General features: G+C 67.4%; 14 protein-coding genes and 1 tRNA gene. 7 read left to right on the top strand and 8 right to left on the bottom strand.

What is annotated here, in order from left to right; all coding sequences use genetic code 11:
* Together Q0V34_RS18890 and clpX are read right to left on the bottom strand one after the other, a co-directional pair.
* A partial coding sequence (locus tag Q0V34_RS18890) for an LON peptidase substrate-binding domain-containing protein (RefSeq protein ID WP_297515302.1) occupies window positions 1-1,107 on the bottom strand: 1,107 nt, incomplete at its 3' end.
* A 400-nt stretch (window positions 1,108-1,507) separates the two neighbouring features.
* Window positions 1,508-2,770: an ATP-dependent protease ATP-binding subunit ClpX gene (clpX, locus tag Q0V34_RS18885; protein ID WP_297515299.1), complete on the bottom strand. Its 1,263-nt coding sequence runs from the start codon at window positions 2,768-2,770 to the stop codon at window positions 1,508-1,510.
* A gap of 335 nt (window positions 2,771-3,105) precedes the next feature.
* On the opposite strand from clpX, the gene Q0V34_RS18880 reads away from it, so the two are divergent.
* Window positions 3,106-3,777 carry an HAD-IB family hydrolase gene (locus Q0V34_RS18880; protein ID WP_297515297.1) on the top strand — a complete coding sequence of 224 codons (672 nt, stop codon included), beginning with the start codon at window positions 3,106-3,108 and terminating at the stop codon, window positions 3,775-3,777.
* Window positions 3,778-3,860: 83 nt separating this feature from the next.
* Here Q0V34_RS18880 and Q0V34_RS18875 read toward each other — a convergent pair whose 3' ends face one another.
* From Q0V34_RS18875 to Q0V34_RS18850, 6 genes are all read right to left on the bottom strand, one after another.
* Window positions 3,861-4,487 carry an ATP-dependent Clp protease proteolytic subunit gene (locus Q0V34_RS18875; protein ID WP_297515305.1) on the bottom strand — a complete coding sequence of 209 codons (627 nt, stop codon included), beginning with the start codon at window positions 4,485-4,487 and terminating at the stop codon, window positions 3,861-3,863.
* Window positions 4,488-4,668: 181 nt separating this feature from the next.
* Window positions 4,669-6,027 carry a trigger factor gene (tig, locus tag Q0V34_RS18870; protein WP_297515295.1) on the bottom strand — a complete coding sequence of 453 codons (1,359 nt, stop codon included), beginning with the start codon at window positions 6,025-6,027 and terminating at the stop codon, window positions 4,669-4,671.
* A gap of 186 nt (window positions 6,028-6,213) precedes the next feature.
* Window positions 6,214-6,298: transfer RNA gene (locus Q0V34_RS18865), tRNA-Leu, on the bottom strand.
* A gap of 43 nt (window positions 6,299-6,341) precedes the next feature.
* Window positions 6,342-7,793 carry an NAD(P)H-hydrate dehydratase gene (locus Q0V34_RS18860; protein ID WP_297515292.1) on the bottom strand — a complete coding sequence of 484 codons (1,452 nt, stop codon included), beginning with the start codon at window positions 7,791-7,793 and terminating at the stop codon, window positions 6,342-6,344.
* 10 nt (window positions 7,794-7,803) lie between these two features.
* Window positions 7,804-8,367 carry a histidine phosphatase family protein gene (locus tag Q0V34_RS18855; RefSeq protein WP_297515288.1) on the bottom strand — a complete coding sequence of 188 codons (564 nt, stop codon included), beginning with the start codon at window positions 8,365-8,367 and terminating at the stop codon, window positions 7,804-7,806.
* Between the two features lie 5 nt (window positions 8,368-8,372).
* Window positions 8,373-9,923, bottom strand: coding sequence for an acetyl-CoA acetyltransferase (locus Q0V34_RS18850; RefSeq protein ID WP_297515285.1), 1,551 nt, complete (start codon window positions 9,921-9,923; stop codon window positions 8,373-8,375).
* A gap of 237 nt (window positions 9,924-10,160) precedes the next feature.
* On the opposite strand from Q0V34_RS18850, the gene Q0V34_RS18845 reads away from it, so the two are divergent.
* From Q0V34_RS18845 to parE, 6 genes are all read left to right on the top strand, one after another.
* Window positions 10,161-10,499, top strand: a complete 339-nt coding sequence (locus tag Q0V34_RS18845) for a P-II family nitrogen regulator (protein WP_010919834.1) — start codon at window positions 10,161-10,163, stop codon at window positions 10,497-10,499.
* A 45-nt stretch (window positions 10,500-10,544) separates the two neighbouring features.
* The gene (gene glnA / locus Q0V34_RS18840; RefSeq protein WP_297515283.1) at window positions 10,545-11,954 is read left to right on the top strand and encodes a type I glutamate--ammonia ligase; all 1,410 of its coding nucleotides are present in this window, start codon (window positions 10,545-10,547) and stop codon (window positions 11,952-11,954) included.
* Between the two features lie 296 nt (window positions 11,955-12,250).
* Window positions 12,251-14,425 carry a TonB-dependent receptor gene (locus Q0V34_RS18835; protein WP_297515280.1) on the top strand — a complete coding sequence of 725 codons (2,175 nt, stop codon included), beginning with the start codon at window positions 12,251-12,253 and terminating at the stop codon, window positions 14,423-14,425.
* A gap of 263 nt (window positions 14,426-14,688) precedes the next feature.
* Window positions 14,689-16,173, top strand: coding sequence for an amidohydrolase (locus Q0V34_RS18830; RefSeq protein ID WP_297515278.1), 1,485 nt, complete (start codon window positions 14,689-14,691; stop codon window positions 16,171-16,173).
* Window positions 16,173-17,525 (top strand): amidohydrolase family protein, encoded by a 1,353-nt coding sequence (locus Q0V34_RS18825; RefSeq protein ID WP_297515276.1) that lies wholly within the window; start codon window positions 16,173-16,175, stop codon window positions 17,523-17,525. The genes Q0V34_RS18830 and Q0V34_RS18825 overlap by 1 nt, the downstream gene beginning before the upstream one ends.
* A gap of 194 nt (window positions 17,526-17,719) precedes the next feature.
* Window positions 17,720-19,819 (top strand): DNA topoisomerase IV subunit B, encoded by a 2,100-nt coding sequence (gene parE / locus Q0V34_RS18820; RefSeq protein ID WP_297515272.1) that lies wholly within the window; start codon window positions 17,720-17,722, stop codon window positions 19,817-19,819.
* The last annotated feature ends 38 nt before the right edge of the window (window positions 19,820-19,857 follow it).

Below are 19,857 nucleotides of genomic sequence, written 5' to 3'. Positions count from 1 at the left end.
GGTCGCCTTGGCGATCGACTTGCCCAGCGAGGTCTTGCCGACGCCCGGAGGGCCGACGAGGCACAGGATCGGCCCCTTCAGCGAGTTGGTGCGCGCCTGGACGGCCAGGTACTCGAGGATGCGCTCCTTGACCTTCTCCAGACCGTAGTGGTCGGCGTCGAGGATGCCTTCGCTCTCCACGAGGTCGATCTTCTTGGTCTTGGCCTTGCCCCACGGGATCGACAGCAGCCAGTCCAGATAGTTCCGGACGACGGTGCTCTCGGCCGACATCGGGCTCATGTTGCGCAACTTCTTCAGCTCGCCCTCGGCCTTGGTCCGGGCCTCCTTGGAGAGCTTGGTCTTCTTGATGCGCTTTTCGAGGTCGATCAGTTCGTCGCGCGAGTCGTCGGGGTCGCCCAGCTCGCGCTGGATCGCCTTCATCTGTTCGTTCAGATAGTACTCGCGCTGGGTCTTCTCCATCTGGCGCTTCACGCGCGAGCGGATCTTCTTCTCGACCTGCAGCACCGAGATCTCGCCCTCCATCAGGGCGAAGACCTTCTCCAGGCGCTTCACGACGTCGAAGATTTCCAGCAGGTGCTGCTTGTCGCCGATCTTCACCGACAGGTGCGCGGCGATGCTGTCGGCCAGCTTGCCCGGTTCGGCGATCTGCGGGATCGACGCCAGGGCCTCCGGCGGCACCTTCTTGTTCAGCTTCACGTAGTTTTCGAATTGCTCGACGACCGCGCGCGACAGGGCCTCGGCCTCGGGACCGGCGCCTTCGTCCTCGCTGACCTCGCCGATCTGGGCTTCGTAGAACGACTCCTGATCGGTGAACTTGACGACGGCCGCGCGGCCCTTGCCTTCGACCAGCACCTTGACGGTGCCGTCAGGCAGCTTGAGCAGCTGAAGAACGGTGGCCAGGACGCCGACGTCGAAGATGTCGCCCGGCGCCGGATCATCGTCGGCCGAGTTCTTCTGCGTCACCAGCAGGATCTGCTTGTCGCCGCGCATCACCTCTTCGAGCGCGCGCACGGATTTATCGCGGCCCACGAAAAGCGGCACCACCATGTGCGGGAACACAACGATATCCCGCAGCGGCAAGACAGGAAGCGTACGTAGTTCGGACATGTTCTCAATACTCCCGGCCGAGGCCCAAGAAGGCGCCTGGCCACGCGGGCCGCCGTAACGTCAGACGATGCGCCTGAGTCGAACGGCCCGTCCGCCCGGGACTGGGCGGAATGGTCGTTATTTATGTGGACGTTTTACAACACGGTTCAAGCGCGCTCGCCTTTCAGCGGCGACAGGTCGCGGCGTCGCGGCCAAGCTGCAACATCCATTGCCGCCCCAGCGCCGTCCCGGGGCATATTCGCCCGGATCGGCGGCCATGCCCGCACGGCCTTCGCTCAAGCTTGGCGTGGCGCCCAGGCCTCACCGCTCGGTCAACCGTCGCGCCGAGAGGCTTATCCACGAAAAAGGCGCGCCCGCCGACAGGGGCCGCGCCTCGGTTCGTGGTCTCGCCTCCCGGGCCTTAGGCCGAAGCGGCGCCGCCCTTCTTCTCGGCATAGATCAGCAGCGGCTGGGCCCGGCCTTCGACGACCTCGGCGTTGACCACCACTTCCTCGACGCCCTCGTAGCTGGGCAGTTCGAACATGGTCTCCAGCAGGATGCCTTCCATGATCGACCGCAGACCGCGCGCGCCGGTCTTGCGGGCGATCGCCTTCTTGGCCACGCCGTGCAGCGCGTCCTCGGTGAAGGTCAGGCCGATGTTCTCCATCTCGAACAGGCGCTGGTACTGCTTGACGAAGGCGTTCTTCGGCTCGGTCAGGATCTTGACCAGGGCGGCCTCGTCGAGGTCCTCCAGGGTCGCGACCACCGGCAGACGGCCGATGAATTCCGGGATCAGGCCGAAGCGCTGCAGGTCGTCGGGCTCGACATTGCGCAGGATCTCGCCGGTCCGGCGCTCTTCCGGATCGGTCACCTTGGCGCCGAAGCCGATCGACTTGGCCGCGCCGCGCGCCGAGATGATCTTCTCGAGCCCGGCGAAGGCGCCGCCGCAGATGAACAGGATGTTCGTCGTGTCGACCTGCAGGAACTCCTGCTGCGGATGCTTGCGGCCGCCTTGCGGCGGCACGGAGGCGACGGTGCCTTCCATGATCTTCAGAAGAGCCTGCTGGACGCCTTCGCCCGACACGTCGCGGGTGATCGACGGATTGTCCGACTTGCGGCTGATCTTGTCGATTTCGTCGATATAGACGATGCCGCGCTGAGCGCGCTCGACATTGTAGTCGGCCGCTTGCAGCAGCTTCAGCACGATGTTCTCGACGTCCTCGCCGACATAACCGGCTTCGGTCAGGGTCGTGGCGTCGGCCATCGTGAACGGCACGTCGATGATTCGGGCCAGGGTCTGGGCCAGCAGGGTCTTACCCGTGCCGGTCGGACCGACCAGCAGGATGTTCGACTTGGCCAGCTCGACGTCGTTGTTCTTCGAGGCGTGGTTCAGGCGCTTGTAGTGATTGTGGACGGCGACGGCGAGCACCTTCTTGGCGTGGCCTTGGCCGATCACGTAATCGTCCAGAACTTCGCAGATCTCGCGCGGCGTGGGCACGCCGTCCTTGGATTTCACGAAAGCGATCTTGTGCTCTTCGCGAATGATATCCATGCAGAGCTCGACGCATTCATCGCAAATGAACACCGTCGGTCCCGCGATGAGCTTGCGCACCTCGTGTTGGCTCTTTCCGCAGAAAGAACAGTAGAGAGTGCTCTTGGTGTCGCCGCTCGCGGCTTTCGTCATGATCGCTTCTCACACTATGGCGACTTACGGCTTACGCCGAAGCGCCCCTCCGAGCGCATACGCCGCCACCGAAGAAGGCAGGTTATACGCCGGGAGTTGTCTAATCCTTGACATTCCCCGATCCGGGCTCGGTTCACAAGCCTTGGCGGCCTCTTTCGAGCGTCAAACGCGCGAACCGGCCGGATCGTGTCATGGCCTCGTCATCTAAATTGGGCGATTGCCGCCTCGGCGCAAGCGTTGGGCGTCTTGGCCCTTACCGCGTCCGGTGGAACGCCTTATTACGGAGAGGGGATTCGTGAGGGCCGAGCGCGCTGGCGCGCCGTGTGGGAAGGGTTATGGGCAAGCGTTCGTGGATGGCCAAGGGGCTGAGCGCCTCGCGCCCGATGACCGGCGAGATGGGCCATGAGCGCGCGCTGGTCGCCTTCGACTTCGACGGCACCCTGACCGTCAAGGACAGCTTCAACGCGTTTCTGAAATGGCGCGCCGGCGGCAAATGGACGCGGGGCGTCATTCGCCTCACGCCGTCGCTGATCGCCTATGTCTTCGACCGCAATCGCGCCAAGCTGAAGGCGGCGGCGGTTCAGGAGTTCCTGAAGGGCGCCACGGTCTCGCAGATCGAGACCGACGCGCGGGCCTTCGCCGAGGCCTTCGCCCCGTCCCTGCTCCGCCCCGACGCGCTGGCGGTCTGGAGGAGCTGGCGCGCCAAGGGCGCCAAGCTGGTCATCGTGACGGCCTCGCCCGAGGTCACCGTCGCGCCGTTCGCCAGGGGCCTCGGCGCCGACCTGCTGATCGGCACCCGGCTGATGTGTTCGGAGGATGGGCGCATCCTGGGCGGGCTGGATGGCAACAACTGCCGGGCCAAGGAGAAAGTCGCGCGGCTGCGCGAGGTGTTTGGACCCGATGTGCGGCTTACCGCCGCCTACGGAGACACCTCCGGCGACACCGACATGCTCGCGATCGCCGACGAGAAGGGCTACCGCGTCTTCCGAGGCCGGCCGGCGACCTGAGCGGATTTGTCGCGGGGCCGCGACCAAGAAAAAAGCCGCCGACCCGAGGGCCGGCGGCTCTATCCCGCGCGAGCGACCTAAGCTTAGGCGCCCGCCTCCGCGGCTTCGCGGGTGTCGTAGACGTGATCGACCAGGCCCCAGGCCTTGGCTTCGTCGGCGCTCATGAAGTGGTCGCGGTCCAGCGTGCGCTCGACCTCCTCATACGTGCGGCCGCAGTGCTTGACGTAGATCTCGTTCAGGCGACGCTTGGTCTTGATGATGTCCTCGGCGTGGCGCTCGATATCCGAGGCCTGACCGCGGAAGCCGCCCGACGGCTGGTGCACCATGATGCGGGCGTTCGGCAGGCTGATCCGCTGGCCGGCGGCGCCGGCGGCCAGCAGCAGGCTGCCCATCGAGGCGGCCATGCCCATGCACACGGTCGACACCGGGCTCTTGATGTATTGCATGGTGTCGTAGATCGCGAGGCCCGACGTCACCACGCCGCCCGGCGAGTTGATGTACATGGCGATCTCCTTCTTGGGGTTCTCCGACTCCAGGAAGAGAAGCTGGGCGCAGATCAGGCTGGCCATGCCGTCCTCGACCGGTCCGGTCAGGAAGATGATCCGTTCCTTCAGCAGGCGGGAGAAGATGTCAAAGGCCCGCTCGCCGCGGCTGGTCTGCTCGACCACCATCGGCACCAGATTCATCGCCGTCGAAACCGGATCGTACATCATGGGGATCGCCCTTCTTCGTGTGTCTTGCGGCGCGATGCCGAATCGGTCGGCGCGCGGCGTCGCTCTGGCATATCGCGTCGGGCTTAACAGGATGCAAGGAGCGCCGCCGATCGCGCGCCCATGAAAAAGGCGCGGCTCTCGCGAGCCGCGCCTTGATCGCTTCGCTCTGGGCGAGCCCTTAGCCGCCGTAACCTTCCGGCAGGTCGTCTTCCTCCAGGAGCTCGTCCTTGGAGACTTCCTTTTCCTCGACCTTGGCCTTGCCGAAGATCAGGTCGACAACCTTGTCCTCGTAGATCGGGGCGCGCAGGGCCGCCTGCAGGTCGGCGCGCTGGCGATACATGTCGAACACCTGCTGGGCTTGCGCGCCGTATTGGCGGGCTTCGCGCATGATGGCGTCGGTCAGTTCCTGGTCGGTGACGACCACGTCGTTCTTGCGGCCGATCTCGGCGAGCACCAGACCCAGGCGCACGCGGCGCTCGGCGATCTTGCGGTACTCGTCCTTCAGCTGGTCTTCCGACTTCTCGGCGTCTTCCGGCGGCAGGCCGCCGCGAGCCTTGTCTGCCTCGACCTGCTGCCAGATGCCGGCGAACTCGGCGTCGACCATGCGCGGCGGCAGCGGGAAGTCGTGTTTGGTGTCCAGCACGTCCAGCAGGGCGCGCTTGAGCTTGAAGCGCGAGCTGTTGTCGTAGCGACCGGCCAGGTTCGAACGCAGCAGGTCCTTCAGGGCCGCCAGGTCCGACAGGCCCAGGCGCTTGGCCAGTTCGTCGTCGGCCTTGCCGTCGACCGGGGCGCGGACTTCGTGCACCTTGGTGGCGAACTCGGCGTCCTTACCGGCCAGATCCTTGGCCTGGTAGTCCTCCGGGAACTTGACCTTCACGACGACGTCGTCGCCCGGCTTGGCGCCGACCAGCTGGTCCTCGAAGCCGGGGATGAATTGGCCCGAACCCAGAACCAGCTCGGCGCCTTCGGCCTTGCCGCCGGCGAACTCGACGCCGTCGATCGTGCCGACGAAGTCGATCAGCAGCTGGTCGCCGTCCTTGGCCTTCAGGCTCTTGCCCGTGCGCGGCTCGTAGGTGCGGGCCTGCTTGGCCAGTTCGTCCAGGGCCTCGTCGACTTCCGCGTCGGTGACCTTATAGACCGGCTTGGTCAGCTCGATGGTGGCCGGGTCGATCGGCTCGAATTCCGGCATGACCTCGACGGCCAGGTCGAAGGCCAGGTCCTCGCCGCCGGCGATGACCTTTTCCATGTCCGACGACGGGTTCAGCTCGGGCTGGCCGGCGGGACGCAGCTTGTTGTCCTCGAGCACCTTGGTGGTGGTCTCGTTCAGCGCCTGCTCGATGACCTCGCCCATCAGGGCCTTGCCGTACATGCGGCGCACGTGGGCCGTCGGCACCTTGCCCGGACGGAAGCCCTTCACGTTCATCTGCGGGGCGACTTCGGCGATCCGCGCGTCCAGGCGCGTGGCGAGCTCACTGGCGGGCACCGTGACGCCAAAAACGCGGCTGAGGCCTTCGCCCGACTTTTCAACGATCTGCATCGACATTCTTATTTCTCGGGTCCGGGTCGCCGCGCGCCCGAGCACCGCCCTTGGGGTCCAAAAGATCGACGCCGCCCGCGAGGACCGGGGCGGCGAAAGAGCGCCCTTATGTCACGACGTGCGTGAGCATCCAAGAGCGGCGGCGATAAAACTCTCCGGGCCCTTTTCAAGCCCCGGCGAGAAGAGTGGTGCGGATGAGAGGACTCGAACCTCCACGCCTCGCGGCGCTGGAACCTAAATCCAGTGCGTCTACCAGTTTCGCCACATCCGCGCGGGTCCGGGCTTACGGGCTCGGCGGCCGGCGCGCAAGTCCGTCAGCGTCGCGCGTAAAGTTCGGCGAGGATCGGCGGGGCCAGTCCGGGCAGGTCCTCGGCGATCAGGCCGGGACCGTGCCGTGCGCCGGCCTCGGCGTGGATCCAGGCGCCGGCGCAGGCCGCTTCGAAACTATCCATGCCCTGGGCGATCAGGCCGCCGATGAAGCCCGCCAGCACGTCGCCCGAGCCGGCCGTGGCCAACCAGGGCGCGCCGTTCAGCGAGACCGCCGCCCGGCCGTCGGGCGCGGCCACCACGGTGTCGGGCCCCTTCAGCAGCACCACCGCTCCCGCTTGTCGAGCCGCCTCGCGCGTCGCGGCGATGCGCTCGGGCGATCGGGCCAGAAGACCCGGAAAGATCCGTTCGAACTCGCCCGGATGCGGTGTCAGCACGTCGTCGCGGTCGAGGCAGGCGAACAGCGTCTCGGGGTCGTGACGGAAGCTGGTCAGGGCGTCGGCGTCGACGACGAGGGCCGCGCCCGTGTGGGCCAGGGCCTGCAGGTTCCGGGCGGTCGCCTCCCCCACCCCGGCCGCCGGACCGATGATCACGGCGTCGGCGTCCTCGGCGAGGGCCGCCAGATCGGCGTCCGAGTCGAACGGCGCCAGCATCACCGCCTCGAGATGGGCGGCGTTGACCGCCAAGGCGCCGGGGGGCGACAGCAGGGTCACCGCCCCCGCCCCCATCCGTAGCGCCCCACGCGCCGAGAGGCGGGCCGCGCCCGTGCTCCAGGCCTCGCCGCTGACCACCTTCAGCCGCCCCCGGGTGTGCTTGTGCGCGTCGAGCGCCGGCCACGGGAAGCGCGCGGCCCAGAGCGCGGGGTCGTTCTCGAACAGGCCAACGCCCTGGCTTGGCTCAAGCCCGATATCGGCGACCAGGATCTCTCCGCAGGCCCGCCGCCCCTCGGTCAGGACATGAGCGGGCTTGCGGCGGTGGAAGGTCACGGTCAGCGCGGCTTGGAAGCTCAAGTCGCCCAGCGCCTTGCCGCTGTCGCCATGGATTCCGGAGGGCGTGTCGATGGCGATCAGGGTCGGCGCCCGGCCCCGCGCCGCGCGCGCCAGATCGGCGACCCTTCCCTCCAGCGGGCGCGACAACCCGGCGCCGAACAGCGCGTCGATATAGAGCGTTCCGGGCGCGAGCTCGGTCGAGAGCGCCCGTGTCTCCCCCTTCCAGCGCCCGGCCGCCCAGCGCGCGGCGTCGCTCGCCGGCGGATAGGCCGCTTCGACGACCACCGGCCAGCCGCGTCGGCGAAGGTGGCGCGCGGCCACATAGCCGTCGCCGCCATTGTCGCCGGGACCGCACCAGACCACGACCGGACAGCGGGCGTAGCGAGCGCGGAGCGCGTCGGCGACGGCCTCTCCGGCGCGCTCCATCAGAACCGTCGTCGGCGTCCCGCGCGCCACCGCGGCGCGGTCGGCCGCGGCCATCTCGGCGACGGACAGAATCTCTCGCGCCACGCCGACTCCTTCAAAGCACCTGGCTGGAAGCTTCGCGCCCTTTCTCCACCAGGATCAAGCGATCGTCCTTGATCTCGAACACGGTCCGCGAGCAATGGTCGGGCCGGAAGGCCATGACCTCGGCCTGGCCGGTGGCGACGCCGACCGCCGCGTTCAGCGCGACGAAGTGGCTGAACACCGCCGCCCCGGCGTGCTCGCGCAGCGCCGCCGCCACGGCTTGCGTCCAGCCGACATAGTCGAGATCGCCCTGGATCTGGTCCCAGCGACCCGCGAACGCTTGCCTCAGCCAGGCTGGCCGTTCGGCTTGGGACAAGGCGGCGGGGGTTGGGATTTCGCCGACGCGGGGATCGATGACGAGCTCGAGGCCCAGCGCGCGCGCCAGGGGCTCGGCCGTTTCCCGGCAGCGGCGAAGCGGCGAGGACACGACGCGGACCGGCCGCCGGGGCAAGGCCAGGATCTCTTGGGCGACCGCCTCCGCCTGCTCGATCCCGAGCGGATCGAGTCCGGGGTCCTCGTCGTCCCCGCCCCAGGTGGCGGCGGGCTTTCCGTGGCGGATCACGTGAACGAGGTTCATGGCTTTCAATCCGGCGTGAAGAGGTTGCGGACCCCGTCCGGGTGCGGACCGACCACGCCAGTTCGGCCGACCCCTTCGCGACTTTCGAGGTCCCGCAGCACGGCCGGGTCATCGGGCGTCCGCGCGACAAACCGGCGGCCCTGCCCGTCGCGGCCGATGACGATGCCCATGCGCACGCCTTCCCGGCCGTGGACGACGGTGTAGGTCTCGATCGTCGCCGCGCCCTCTGGCTTCTCGATGATTTCCGGATGCGGCAGAGCGTCGATCTGGGCCTGAATCACCGAGGGCGCCTCGCGCTCCCATTTCCCCTCGACCGGACGGGTCGAATAGATCCCGACCGACTGCTTGGTCAGGAACCAGCCATTGGCCGTGGCGAGGCCATAGGCGCCGGGACGCTCGCGCAGGCGCGTCACCATCTCGGCGATGGCGTGCAGGGCGTAGTTGTTGCCGGGTCCGCCGAAGTACGGCAGGCCGCCGGTGATCGTCAGCCCGCGCGGATCGTCGAGCGCGAGACCCAGCGCCTCGGCCCCGATTTGTACGGCCGAGGGAAAGCACGAATAGAGGTCGATCAGGGCGAGATCATCAACGCCGATCCCGGCCATGGCCAGCGCCCGCTCGCCGGTCAGTCGCATGGCGGGGCTGGAGTGGTAGTCCTGCCGTTCCAGCGGATACCAGAGGTCCGAGGCGTCGGCGCAGCCGTGCAGGAACACCCAACGCTCCTGAGGCACGCCCAGTTCGCGGGCCTTTCGCACGCTGGCGATCAGCACGGCCGCCGACTGGTCGACCTCCATGATCGCGTTCAGATACTTCGGATACGGGAACCCGACCATCCGATTGCGATCGGTGACCGTCACCAGTTCCTCGGCCGAACGCTCGACCGGGAACCAGGCGTGCGGATTGGCTGCGGCGACCTTGGTGAACGGCGCGAACAGCGCGCCGAGTTGGCGCTGGTGCGCCTCGATCGATCGCCCGTCGCGCGCCCGCAGCGCGTTCTCGAACAAGGGATAGGTGTTGACCGGATAGCCCAGGCCGTGGGCGGCCTCCTGAGCCGTCACGCCCGGGCGCGGATCGCCGATCCGATCAGGGCGGCTGTCGAGATCATCGCCCCAGCCATCGAAGCCGAGCCCGCCCTTCATCCGCTTCATCAGCGAACCCAGGAATTCCGCCCCGCCGACCAGCGCCAGATCGGACTCGCCGCTGGCGATCCGCTCGCAGACGACGTTCACCGCCTGCTGCGGGCTGTTGCCGCCGGTCTCGGTGTAGACGCTCCAGCGCGGCGACGCCGACAAGGCCCGCGCCAGCGAGGCCGGCGGGTCGGCGAGGCGCGGCAGCGGCAGCTTGGAAAGACCGCCCGGCGCGTCGATGCTGAACGCCACGACCGCCAAGGCGTCGAGATCGGCAAGAACCGACCCTTTCAGCCCCGCATCGAGAACCGCGCGTTCCGCCGCAAGTTTCAGCAGTTGCAGCGGAGAGAACGAAGTTTCCGCGGCGCCCCGATACGTAAATTGGCCCGCGCCGATCAAAACCGGCGTGTCGTCCCGCATCTCCGCCCCCATTCAAACGATCGTTGGGCGCGATCGTAGACGCGAAACCGCGCCTCGCAAGGCCGTTTGCGGCCGTTTCGGCAATTGCCCAATCTAAGAGCTTTAGGCGCCTATATTTTCACCACATGGTCGCGCCGTCGTGGAACCGCCATCAATGTGGCCCACCCTCGCTTGCTAGGCCTTGGACGTCGTGATGGTTGCGACCCTCAGAAAGGCGGTTCGCCGCCGGCGGGCCCGAAAGTGGAACCGATGAAGAAGATCGAAGCCGTCATCAAGCCGTTCAAGCTGGATGAGGTGAAGGAAGCCCTGCAGGACATGGGCGTCCAAGGCATGACCGTGCTCGAAGCCAAGGGCTACGGCCGCCAGAAAGGCCACACCGAACTCTATCGCGGCGCGGAGTACGTCGTCGACTTCCTGCCCAAGATCAAGGTTGAGGTCGTCGTCGAGGACAGCCAACTGGAACCCGCGCTGGAGGCCATTACCCGCGCCGCCCGGACCGGCCGCATCGGCGACGGCAAGATTTTCGTCTCGGAGATCGCGGAAGTGATCCGCATCCGAACCGGAGAGAACGGCCCGGCCGCGGTCTAGAGCCGGGCCGGCAACACTCGATAGCGCTCAAGAAGGGGATACGGAATGAGCACCGCCAAGGACATCCTGAACCTGATCAAGGAAAAGGACGTCAAGTATGTCGACGTCCGCTTCACCGACGTGCGCGGCAAGATGCAGCACGTCACCTTCGACATCGATCTGGTCGACGACGACTTCCTCAATGACGGCACCATGTTCGACGGCTCGTCGATCGCCGGCTGGAAGGCCATCAACGAGTCGGACATGAAGCTGCGCCCCGACCTGTCGAGCGCCATCATCGACCCGTTCTACCAGCAGACGACGCTGGCCCTGTTCTGCGACGTCGTGAACCCCGACACGGGCACTCCCTACAACCGCGACCCGCGCTCGATCGCCAAGGCCGCGCTGAACTATCTGAAGTCGGCCGGCGTGGGCGACACCGTCTATTTCGGCCCGGAAGCCGAGTTCTTCATCTTCGACGACGTGCGCTGGTCGACCGCGCCGAACAACACCGGCTACTCGTATGACTCCACCGAACTGCCGGTGAACTCGGGCAAGGAATATCCGGAAGGCAACATGGGTCACCGCCCGGGCCCGAAGGGCGGCTACTTCCCGGTCAACCCGGTCGACAGCTGCCAGGACCTGCGCGGCGAGATGCTGGCCGTCATGGGCGAGCTGGGCATGAAGCCGGAAAAGCACCACCACGAAGTGGCCCCCGCCCAGCACGAGCTTGGCCTGAAGTTCGACACCATGGTCACCATGGCCGACCGGATGCAGCTCTATAAGTACGTCATCCACAACGTCGCGGCCGCCTACGGCAAGACGGCCACCTTCATGGCCAAGCCGATGTTCGCCGACAACGGCTCGGGCATGCACGTGCACCAGTCGATCTGGCAGGACGGCAAGCCGCTGTTCGCCGGCGACAAGTACGCCGGCCTGTCGCAGGAATGCCTGTGGTACATCGGCGGCATCATCAAGCACGCCAAGGCGATCAACGCGTTCTCGAACTCGACGACGAACTCGTACAAGCGCCTGGTGCCCGGCTACGAAGCCCCGGTGAAGCTGGCCTACAGCTCGCGCAACCGCTCGGCCTCGATCCGCATCCCGCACGTCGACTCGCCCAAGGCCAAGCGCCTGGAAGCCCGCTTCCCCGACCCGATGGGCAACCCGTACCTGACCTTCGTCGCCCTGCTGATGGCCGGCCTCGACGGCATCATCAACAAGATCGACCCGGGCGCCCCGGCCGACAAGAACCTCTACGACCTGCCGCCGCGCGAGCAGAAGAAGATCCCGGAAGTCTGCGGCTCGCTCCGCGAAGCCCTGGAGAACCTGGACAAGGACCGCGCCTTCCTGAAGGCCGGCGGCGTCATGGACGACGACTTCATCGACAGCTACATCGAGCTGAAGATGGAAGAGGTGATGCGCCTGCAACTGCACCCGCACCCGGTCGAGTTCGACATGTACTACAAGTGCTAAGCGCCCCAGGGCCTAGCGACTGACGAAGGGCCGGAGAGCGATCTCCGGCCCTTTCTTATTGTCGGGCGGGACGATCGACCTCAGCGAGTGGAATGGTTTCTTACTTGCTGGGCGCCTCTGAACAAAATTGTCGCAACTTCGCAACAGAACCGACGCAATCGGCGCGATCGGGCCGAAATTGCGGCGAAGGCGATATCGCAGGCGCCACGGTTTCGCTTATCGCAGCGCGGTAGAAGCGCCGTTAACGCCCCAGTGAGAGTCGGCGGACCGGCGTCGCATCAGCACAGGACGTCTCCATGCACCCCCAACGCTCTCTTCGCCGCGCGCTCGCGGTGTCCTGCGGTCTGACCGCCCTGGCCGCCGCTCTGACGGCCGCGCCGGCCGCGTTCGCTCAGGACACCAAGGTCGGCGAAGTCATCATCACCGCCCAGAAGCGTAGCGAGAACCTGCAGGACGTGCCGGTCTCGGTGGCCGCGATCAGCGGCGAGAAGCTGCAATCGACCTTCGCCGCCGGCGAGGACATCCTGGCCCTGTCGGCCAAGACGCCCGGCCTCTACGCCGAATCCTCGAACGGCCGCGTCGCGCCGCGCTTCTATATCCGCGGCCTCGGCAACGCCGACTTCGACCTGGCCGCCTCGCAGCCGGTGTCGATCATCCAGGACGAAGTCGTTCTCGAGAACGTCGTCCTGAAGAGCTCGCCGATCTACGACCTCGACCACGTCGAAGTGCTGCGCGGCCCGCAAGGCACGCTGTTCGGCCGCAACACCACCGCCGGCATCGTCAAGTTCGACACGATCAAGCCGAGCGAGGAACTGAAGGGCCGCGCGACGGCCACCTACGGCAGCTACAACACCTTCACCTTCGACGGCGGCATCGGCGGCGCCCTGGTCAAGGACAAGCTCGCGGTGCGCGCCTCGGTGCTTTACCAGCACCGTGACGACTGGATCGACAACACCTACACCAAGAAGGAAAAGGCCCTGGGCGGCTTCGAAGAGCGCGCGGGCCGCCTGCAGGTGCTGTTCACGCCGACCGAGAAGCTGTCGGCCCTGTTCAACGTCCACGCTCGCGACCTCGACGGCACCGCCGCGGTGTTCCGCGCCAACGTGCTGACCAAGGGCTTCAACACGCTCAACGCCAACTACGTGCGCGACAAGGTCGCCTATGACGGCGGCGCCAACAACCCGCAGGCCTACAAGGGCTACGGCGCCTCGGCCAACATCCAGTACGACCTGGGCGGCGCCAAGCTGACCTCGATCACCGCCTACGAAAACACCCACGGCTATAGCCGCGGCGACATCGACGGCGGCAATCCGACGGGCCCGGGCTTCATCCCGTTCCAGTCGGACACGCAGGACGGCATCAAGAACCTCTTCCAGTGGACGCAAGAAGTGCGGCTGGCCAGCGACACCGACGGTCCGCTGAGCTGGCAGGTCGGCGGCTTCTACTTCGACACCAAGTACGCCATCCGCACCGATCCATTCTTCACCGCCCCCACCACCCTGCAGCAGAAGAACGAGTCGTGGGCGGTCTTCGGTCAGGCCTCGTACAAGGCCACCGACGCCCTGACCCTGACGGGCGGCCTGCGCTACACCAATGACGACAAGGACCTGAAGGTTCTGTCGGGCAACGCGGCCGCGCCGGTCTCGGTCTCGGCCTCCAAGGTCAGCTGGGACCTGTCGGCCTTCTACAAGCTGCAGGAGGACGTCAGCGTTTACGCCAAGGTCGCCTCGGGCTTCCGCGGTCCGTCGATCCAGGGTCGCGACATCGCCTTCTTCTCGCCGGCCTCGGCCGCCAAGTCGGAGACGATCATGTCTTACGAACTGGGCCTGAAGAGCGAGCTGATGGATCGCCGCGTTCGCCTGAACGGCGCGGTCTTCGCCTATGAGATCACCGACCCGCAATTCAGCGCCGTCGGCGGCGGCTCGAACTCGAACCGTCTGATCAACGCCAAGAAGGGCGAGGCCTATGGCCTGGAACTGGACGGCGAATTCGTCGTCCTGCCGACCCTGGTGCTGACGGCCGGCTACAGCTACGCCCACACCGAGATCAAGGACAGCACGCTGGCCGTCGCGCCGTGCGCGGCCTGCACGGTCACCGATCCGCTGAACGCCGCCAAGCTGGCGCTCGTGAACGGCAACCCGTTCCCGAACGCCCCGCGCTACACCTTCGACTTCACCGCCCGCTATTCCTACCCGGTGTCGTCGGGCGAGTTCTTCGCCTTCACCGACTGGAAGGTGCAGGGCTACACCAACCTGTTCCTGTATCAGTCGAAGGAGTTCTACACCGACGGCGACTTCGAGGGCGGCCTGAAGGTCGGCTACGCCAACAAGGCCGGTGGTTGGGAAGTGGCGGCGTTCGCCCGCAACATCACCAACGAGAACAACATCAAGGGTGCGATCGACTTCAACAACCTGACGGCGTTCGTCAACGAGCCCCGCGTCATCGGCGTCTCGCTCGACGCCAAGTTCTAAGGTCCATCGGTCCTGGAAAACTCGGGAAGGCCGCGGAGCGATCCGCGGCCTTTTCCTTGGCCGCTAGGTCGTCAATCCCTGGCCGGCGCCAGGCGCCGTCGTCACGGCGCGTTCCGTCAGCGGGCCAAGGGGACAGGCGGCGGCGCGAGAAGCGCCAGCCCAGCCCATTTTTTGTCAGGAGCGTGACAACCACCGCTCAGCGACCTTGATCAGCGGGGTCTTTTGGTCTGTCCTTCCGGCCTCTTCGAGAGTCGGGGTTGTTCATGATCAGATGGCGTAGCGCGGCTTTGGCCGCGAGCCTGCTCGCGCTGGGGCTTACGGCCTGCGCGACGACCGGGACCGGGGGTCCCGCCAAGCCGGCGGCGGCGGCGCAAAAGAAGGACGGCAAGCCCGTCGAGAAGGCGGAGATCAAGCCGCTGCCCAAGGGTCTGGACGGTCAGGGCTCGACGGGCTTCCCGTCGACCTACAAGCCGTTCCCCTCGCGCCCCACCGCCTTCGTCGGCGCCACGGTGCTGACCGCCACGGGCCAGCAGATCGAGAACGGCGTGGTCGTCGTCTCGGGCGGCAAGATCGTCGCCGTCGGCGGCCCCGACACCGCGATCCCAGGCGACGTCGTCAAGGTCGACGCGACCGGCAAGTGGCTGACCCCCGGCGTCATCGACGCCCACAGCCACCTCGGCGTCTATCCCTCGCCCGGTGTCTCGGCGCGCTCCGACGGCAACGAGGCCACCGACCCCAACACCGCCCAGGTCTGGGCCGAACATTCCGTCTGGCCGCAGGATCCGGGCTTCAACCGCGCCCGCGCCGGCGGCGTCACCACGCTGCAGATCCTCCCCGGCTCGGCCAACCTTTTCGGCGGCCGTTCGGTGACGCTGAAGAACGTGCCGTCGCTCACCACCCAGGGCATGAAGTTCCCGGACGCCCCCTACGGCCTGAAGATGGCCTGCGGCGAGAACCCCAAGCGCGTCTATGGCGGTAAGGGCCGTTCGCCCTCGACGGCGATGGGCAATGTCTACGGCTATCGCAAGGCCTGGATCGACGCGGCCGACTACGCCCGCCGCTGGGACGACTTCCGCGCCAAGCAGCAGAAGGGCGAGAAGGCCGATCCGCCCAAGCGCGACCTGCAGATGGAGACTCTGGCCGGCGTGCTGAAGGGCGAGATCCTGGTGCAGAACCACTGCTACCGGGCCGACGAAGAGGCCACGATGATCGATATCGCCAAGGAGTTTGGCTACAAGATCACGATGTTCCACCACGCGATCGAGAGCTACAAGATCGCGCCCCTGCTGGCCAAGGAAGGCATCTGCTCGGCCACCTGGGCCTCGTGGACCGGCTTCAAGATGGAAAGCTTCGACGGCATCGACGCCAACGCGGCGATCCTGTGGAAGAACGGCGCCTGCGTCGTGATCCACTCCGACGACGCGATCATCACCCAGCGCCTGAACCAGGAAGCGGCCCTGGCCATGACGGCCGGCGCCAAGCTGGGCATCGTCATTCCGCGCGCCGAGGCGATCAAGTGGATCACGGCCAATCCGGCCAAGGCCATGGGCATCGGCGACAAGACCGGCTCGATCGAGCCCGGCAAGGCCGCCGACCTGGTGATCTGGAACCACGACCCGTTCAGCGTCTACGCCCAGGCCGAGAAGGTCTTCATCGACGGCGCGCTGATCTATGATCGCAAGGACGCGCGCTTCCAGCCCAAGTCCGATTTCGAGCTCGGCCAACCCGGCCAGGGAGCGTTCAACTGATGATCCGGTCACTGCTTCTCGCCAGCGCCGCCTGCGCGCTGGCCCTTCCGGCCGCCGCCGAGACGGTGGCCATCGTCAACGCCCGTCTCGAGCCGATCTCCAGCGCCGCCATCCCGGCGGGGACCCTGGTGATCAAGGACGGCAAGATCGCCGCCGTCGGCGCGAACGTTCCGGTTCCCGCCGGAGCCCGCGTCGTCGACGCCAAGGGCGGCGTCGTCACCCCGGGCCTGATCGCCCCGTCCTCGAACCTCGGCGCGGCCGAGGTGAGCGGCGTGCGCGAGACCCGCGATGACGGCACCGGCAGCGCGCTCAGCGCCGCCTTCGACATCAGCTACGCGATCAACCCGGCCTCGACCTTCCTGGGCCTGGCCCGGGACGGCGGGGTCACGAGCTCGGCCGTGACGCCGGTGCTCAGCGGCAATGGCGGCGGCGCTGGCGACCATGCCGACGACGGCGTGGTCGAGGAGATGACCGCCGGCAAGAGCGGCGACGGCGACCCGCCGCTGTTCGGCGGCCAGGCGGCCTTCATCCGCCTCAAGGCCGGCGCCACCGACATCGTCGAGGCCTCCAAGCTGGCCGTGACGGTCTCGCTGGGCGAGAGCGGCGCGCGGGCGGCCGGCGGCTCTCGCGGCGCCGATCTCGTCCTGATCCGCTCGGCGCTCGAGGACGCCCGCGCCTTCGCCGCCCGCCGGGCGGCCTACGAGCAGGGCGCGACCCGCGACTTCGGGCTCTCGCGCCTCGACCTGCAGGCGCTGATCCCGGTCGTGCAGGGCAAGACCCCGCTGCTGATCCGCGTCTCCCGCGCCGCCGACATCCGCCAGGCGCTCAAGCTGGCGGCCGAGCAGAAGATCAAGGTCATCCTCGAGGGCGTCGAGGAAGGCTGGCTGGTCGCGGCCGAGATCGCCAAGGCCGGGGTTCCCGTCATCGTCGATCCGCAGGACGACCTGCCGGGCAGCTTCGAGACCCTGGGCTCGCGGCTCGACAACGCCGCCCGCCTGAACGCCGCCGGGGTGTCGGTGGCGATCAACGGGGCGCGGGACTTCAACAACCTGCGCCAGGAGCGCCTGAACGCGGGCCTCGCCGTGGCCAACGGCCTGCCCTACCCGGCCGCGCTCGCCGCCGTGACCCTGGTCCCGGCCAAGATCTGGGGCCAGGCCGACAAGCTCGGCTCGCTCGAGGTCGGCAAGGTCGCCGACGTGGTGGTCTGGAACGGCGATCCGCTGGAGACCACCAGCTGGCCGACCAGCGTCTTCGTCGGCGGCGTCGAGCAGCCCAAGGACAGCCGCCAGGACCAGCTGAAGGCCCGCTACGTGGCCAGCGACCAGAGCGGCTATCCGCCGGCGTACCGGTAGGGCGCGGAGCCTGGAGACCTCGCCCTTCGACAAGCTCAGGGTGAGGTCTCCTTGGATCGCCGTCTGAAATCGGCCTCACCCTGAGCTAACTCGAAGGGCGAGGACGACGCACGGCGCTCCCAACTTTCTCTTTTCAGCGGCGGTCACGCGGCCCATACGAGGCCCCCGCGTTCGAATCGCCTAGACTTCCGCTGATGTCCTCTTCCGATAAGACCCCCTCCCTGTTTGGCGACGACGACGCGCTCGCGCCGGTTCCGGCCGCGCCGTTCAAGGCCAGCGTCGAGCCGCATGTCGAGCCGACGCCGCGTCCGATCCCGCCGCCGCCGCCGTCCTCGGCCAAGGCCGCGCCGCCCCCCAAGCCCGGCGAATACTCCGCCGCCGACATCGAGGTGCTGGAGGGGCTGGAGCCCGTCCGCAAGCGCCCCGGCATGTACATCGGCGGCACCGACGAGCGAGCGCTGCACCACCTGTTCGCCGAAGTCCTCGACAACTCGATGGACGAGGCCGTGGCCGGCTTCGCCAAGACCATCGAGGTCAAGCTCGACGCCGACGGCTTCCTGTCGGTCAAGGACGACGGGCGCGGCATGCCCGTCGACCCGCACCCCAAGTACCCCGGCAAGTCGGCGCTGGAGGTCATCATGACCATCCTGCACGCCGGCGGTAAGTTCACGGGCAAGGCCTACGAGACCTCCGGCGGCCTGCACGGCGTCGGCGCCAGCGTCGTCAACGCCCTGTCCGAACGGGTCGAGGTCACCGTCTGGCGCGACGGCTTCGAGCACTGCCAAGTCTTCGCCCGCGGCAAGCCTCTGGGCCCGATCCAGCAGGTCGCGCCGTCGAAGAAGAAGGGCACCATGGTGCGCTTCAAGCCCGACGACGAGATCTTCGGCGAGGGCGTGGCGTTCAAGCCCGCGCGCCTGTACCGCATGGCCCGCTCCAAGGCCTATCTGTTCCGCGGCGTGCAGATCAAATGGTCCTGTGATCCCGCCCGCATCCACGACCAGACCCCGCCCGAGGCCACGTTCCACTTCCCCAACGGCCTGGCCGACTTCCTGGCGGAGCGGACCAAGGGCCTGACCACCATCACGCCCGAAAGCTTCGCCGGCCGCATCGAGCGCCAGGGCGAGGCCGGCGCGGTCGAGTGGGCCGTGACCTGGACGCCCCAGGGCTTCGGAGAGCACGACGGCTTCATGCAGTCGTACTGCAACACCGTCCCGACGCCCGAGGGCGGCACCCACGAGAGCGGCTTCCGCGCCGCCCTGACCCGTGGCCTCAAGGCCTATGCCGAGCTCAAGGGCGAGAAGCGCGGGACGATCATCACCGCCGACGACGTCGTCGCCCAGGCCGGCGCCCTGATCTCGGTGTTCATCAAGAACCCCGAGTTCCAGGGCCAGACCAAGGAAAAGCTCTCGACCACCGAGGCCCAGCGCTTCGTCGAGGCGGCCCTGCGCGACCCGTTCGACCTGTGGCTGTCGTCCAGCCCGAAGAACGCCCAGGCCCTGCTCGAATTCGTCATCGAGCGGGCCGAGGAGCGCCTCAAGCGCCGCAAGGACAAGGAAGTCTCCCGCGCCTCGGCGACCCGCAAGCTGCGCCTGCCCGGCAAGCTGGCCGACTGCGCCGGCGGGGCCGTGGACGGCGCCGAGCTCTTCATCGTCGAGGGCGACAGCGCCGGCGGCTCGGCCAAACAGGCCCGCGACCGCAAGTACCAGGCCATCCTCCCCCTGCGCGGCAAGATCCTCAACGTCGCCTCGGCCAGTGGCGAGAAGTTCACCGCCAACAAGGAGCTGTCGGACCTGATGCTGGCCCTGGGGGCGCAGGGCGGCAGCAAGTACCGCGAAGAGGATCTGCGCTACGAGCGGATCATCATCATGACCGACGCCGACGTCGACGGCGCCCACATCGCCTCCCTGCTGATCACCTTCTTCTACCGGACCATGCCGGACGTGATCCGCCAGGGTCACCTCTATCTGGCCTTGCCGCCGCTCTATCGCATCAGCCACGGCGGCAAGAGCGAATACGCCCGCGACGACGCCCACAAGGACGAGCTGCTGGCCACGGTGTTCAAGGGCAAGAAGCCCGAGATCGGCCGCTTCAAGGGCCTGGGCGAGATGATGGCCTCCCAGCTGAAGGAGACCACCATGGACCCCAAGAAGCGCACCCTGGCCCGCGTGACCCTGCCGCGCTCGGAAGAGGCGGTCGAAAGCCTGGTCGAGACCCTGATGGGCCGCAAGCCCGAGCTGCGCTTCCGCTTCATCCAGGAAAACGCCGAGTTCGCGGCGGCGGACCTGGATCTGTAGATCCTCCCCCTCAGGGGGAGGTGTCGGCGAAGCCGACG

It is taken from the genome of uncultured Caulobacter sp. (assembly GCF_947036865.1).
Lineage (GTDB): Bacteria > Pseudomonadota > Alphaproteobacteria > Caulobacterales > Caulobacteraceae > Caulobacter.
The sequence above is the reverse complement of the archived record's forward strand: the minus strand, read 5'-3'. Positions and strand labels throughout refer to the sequence as shown.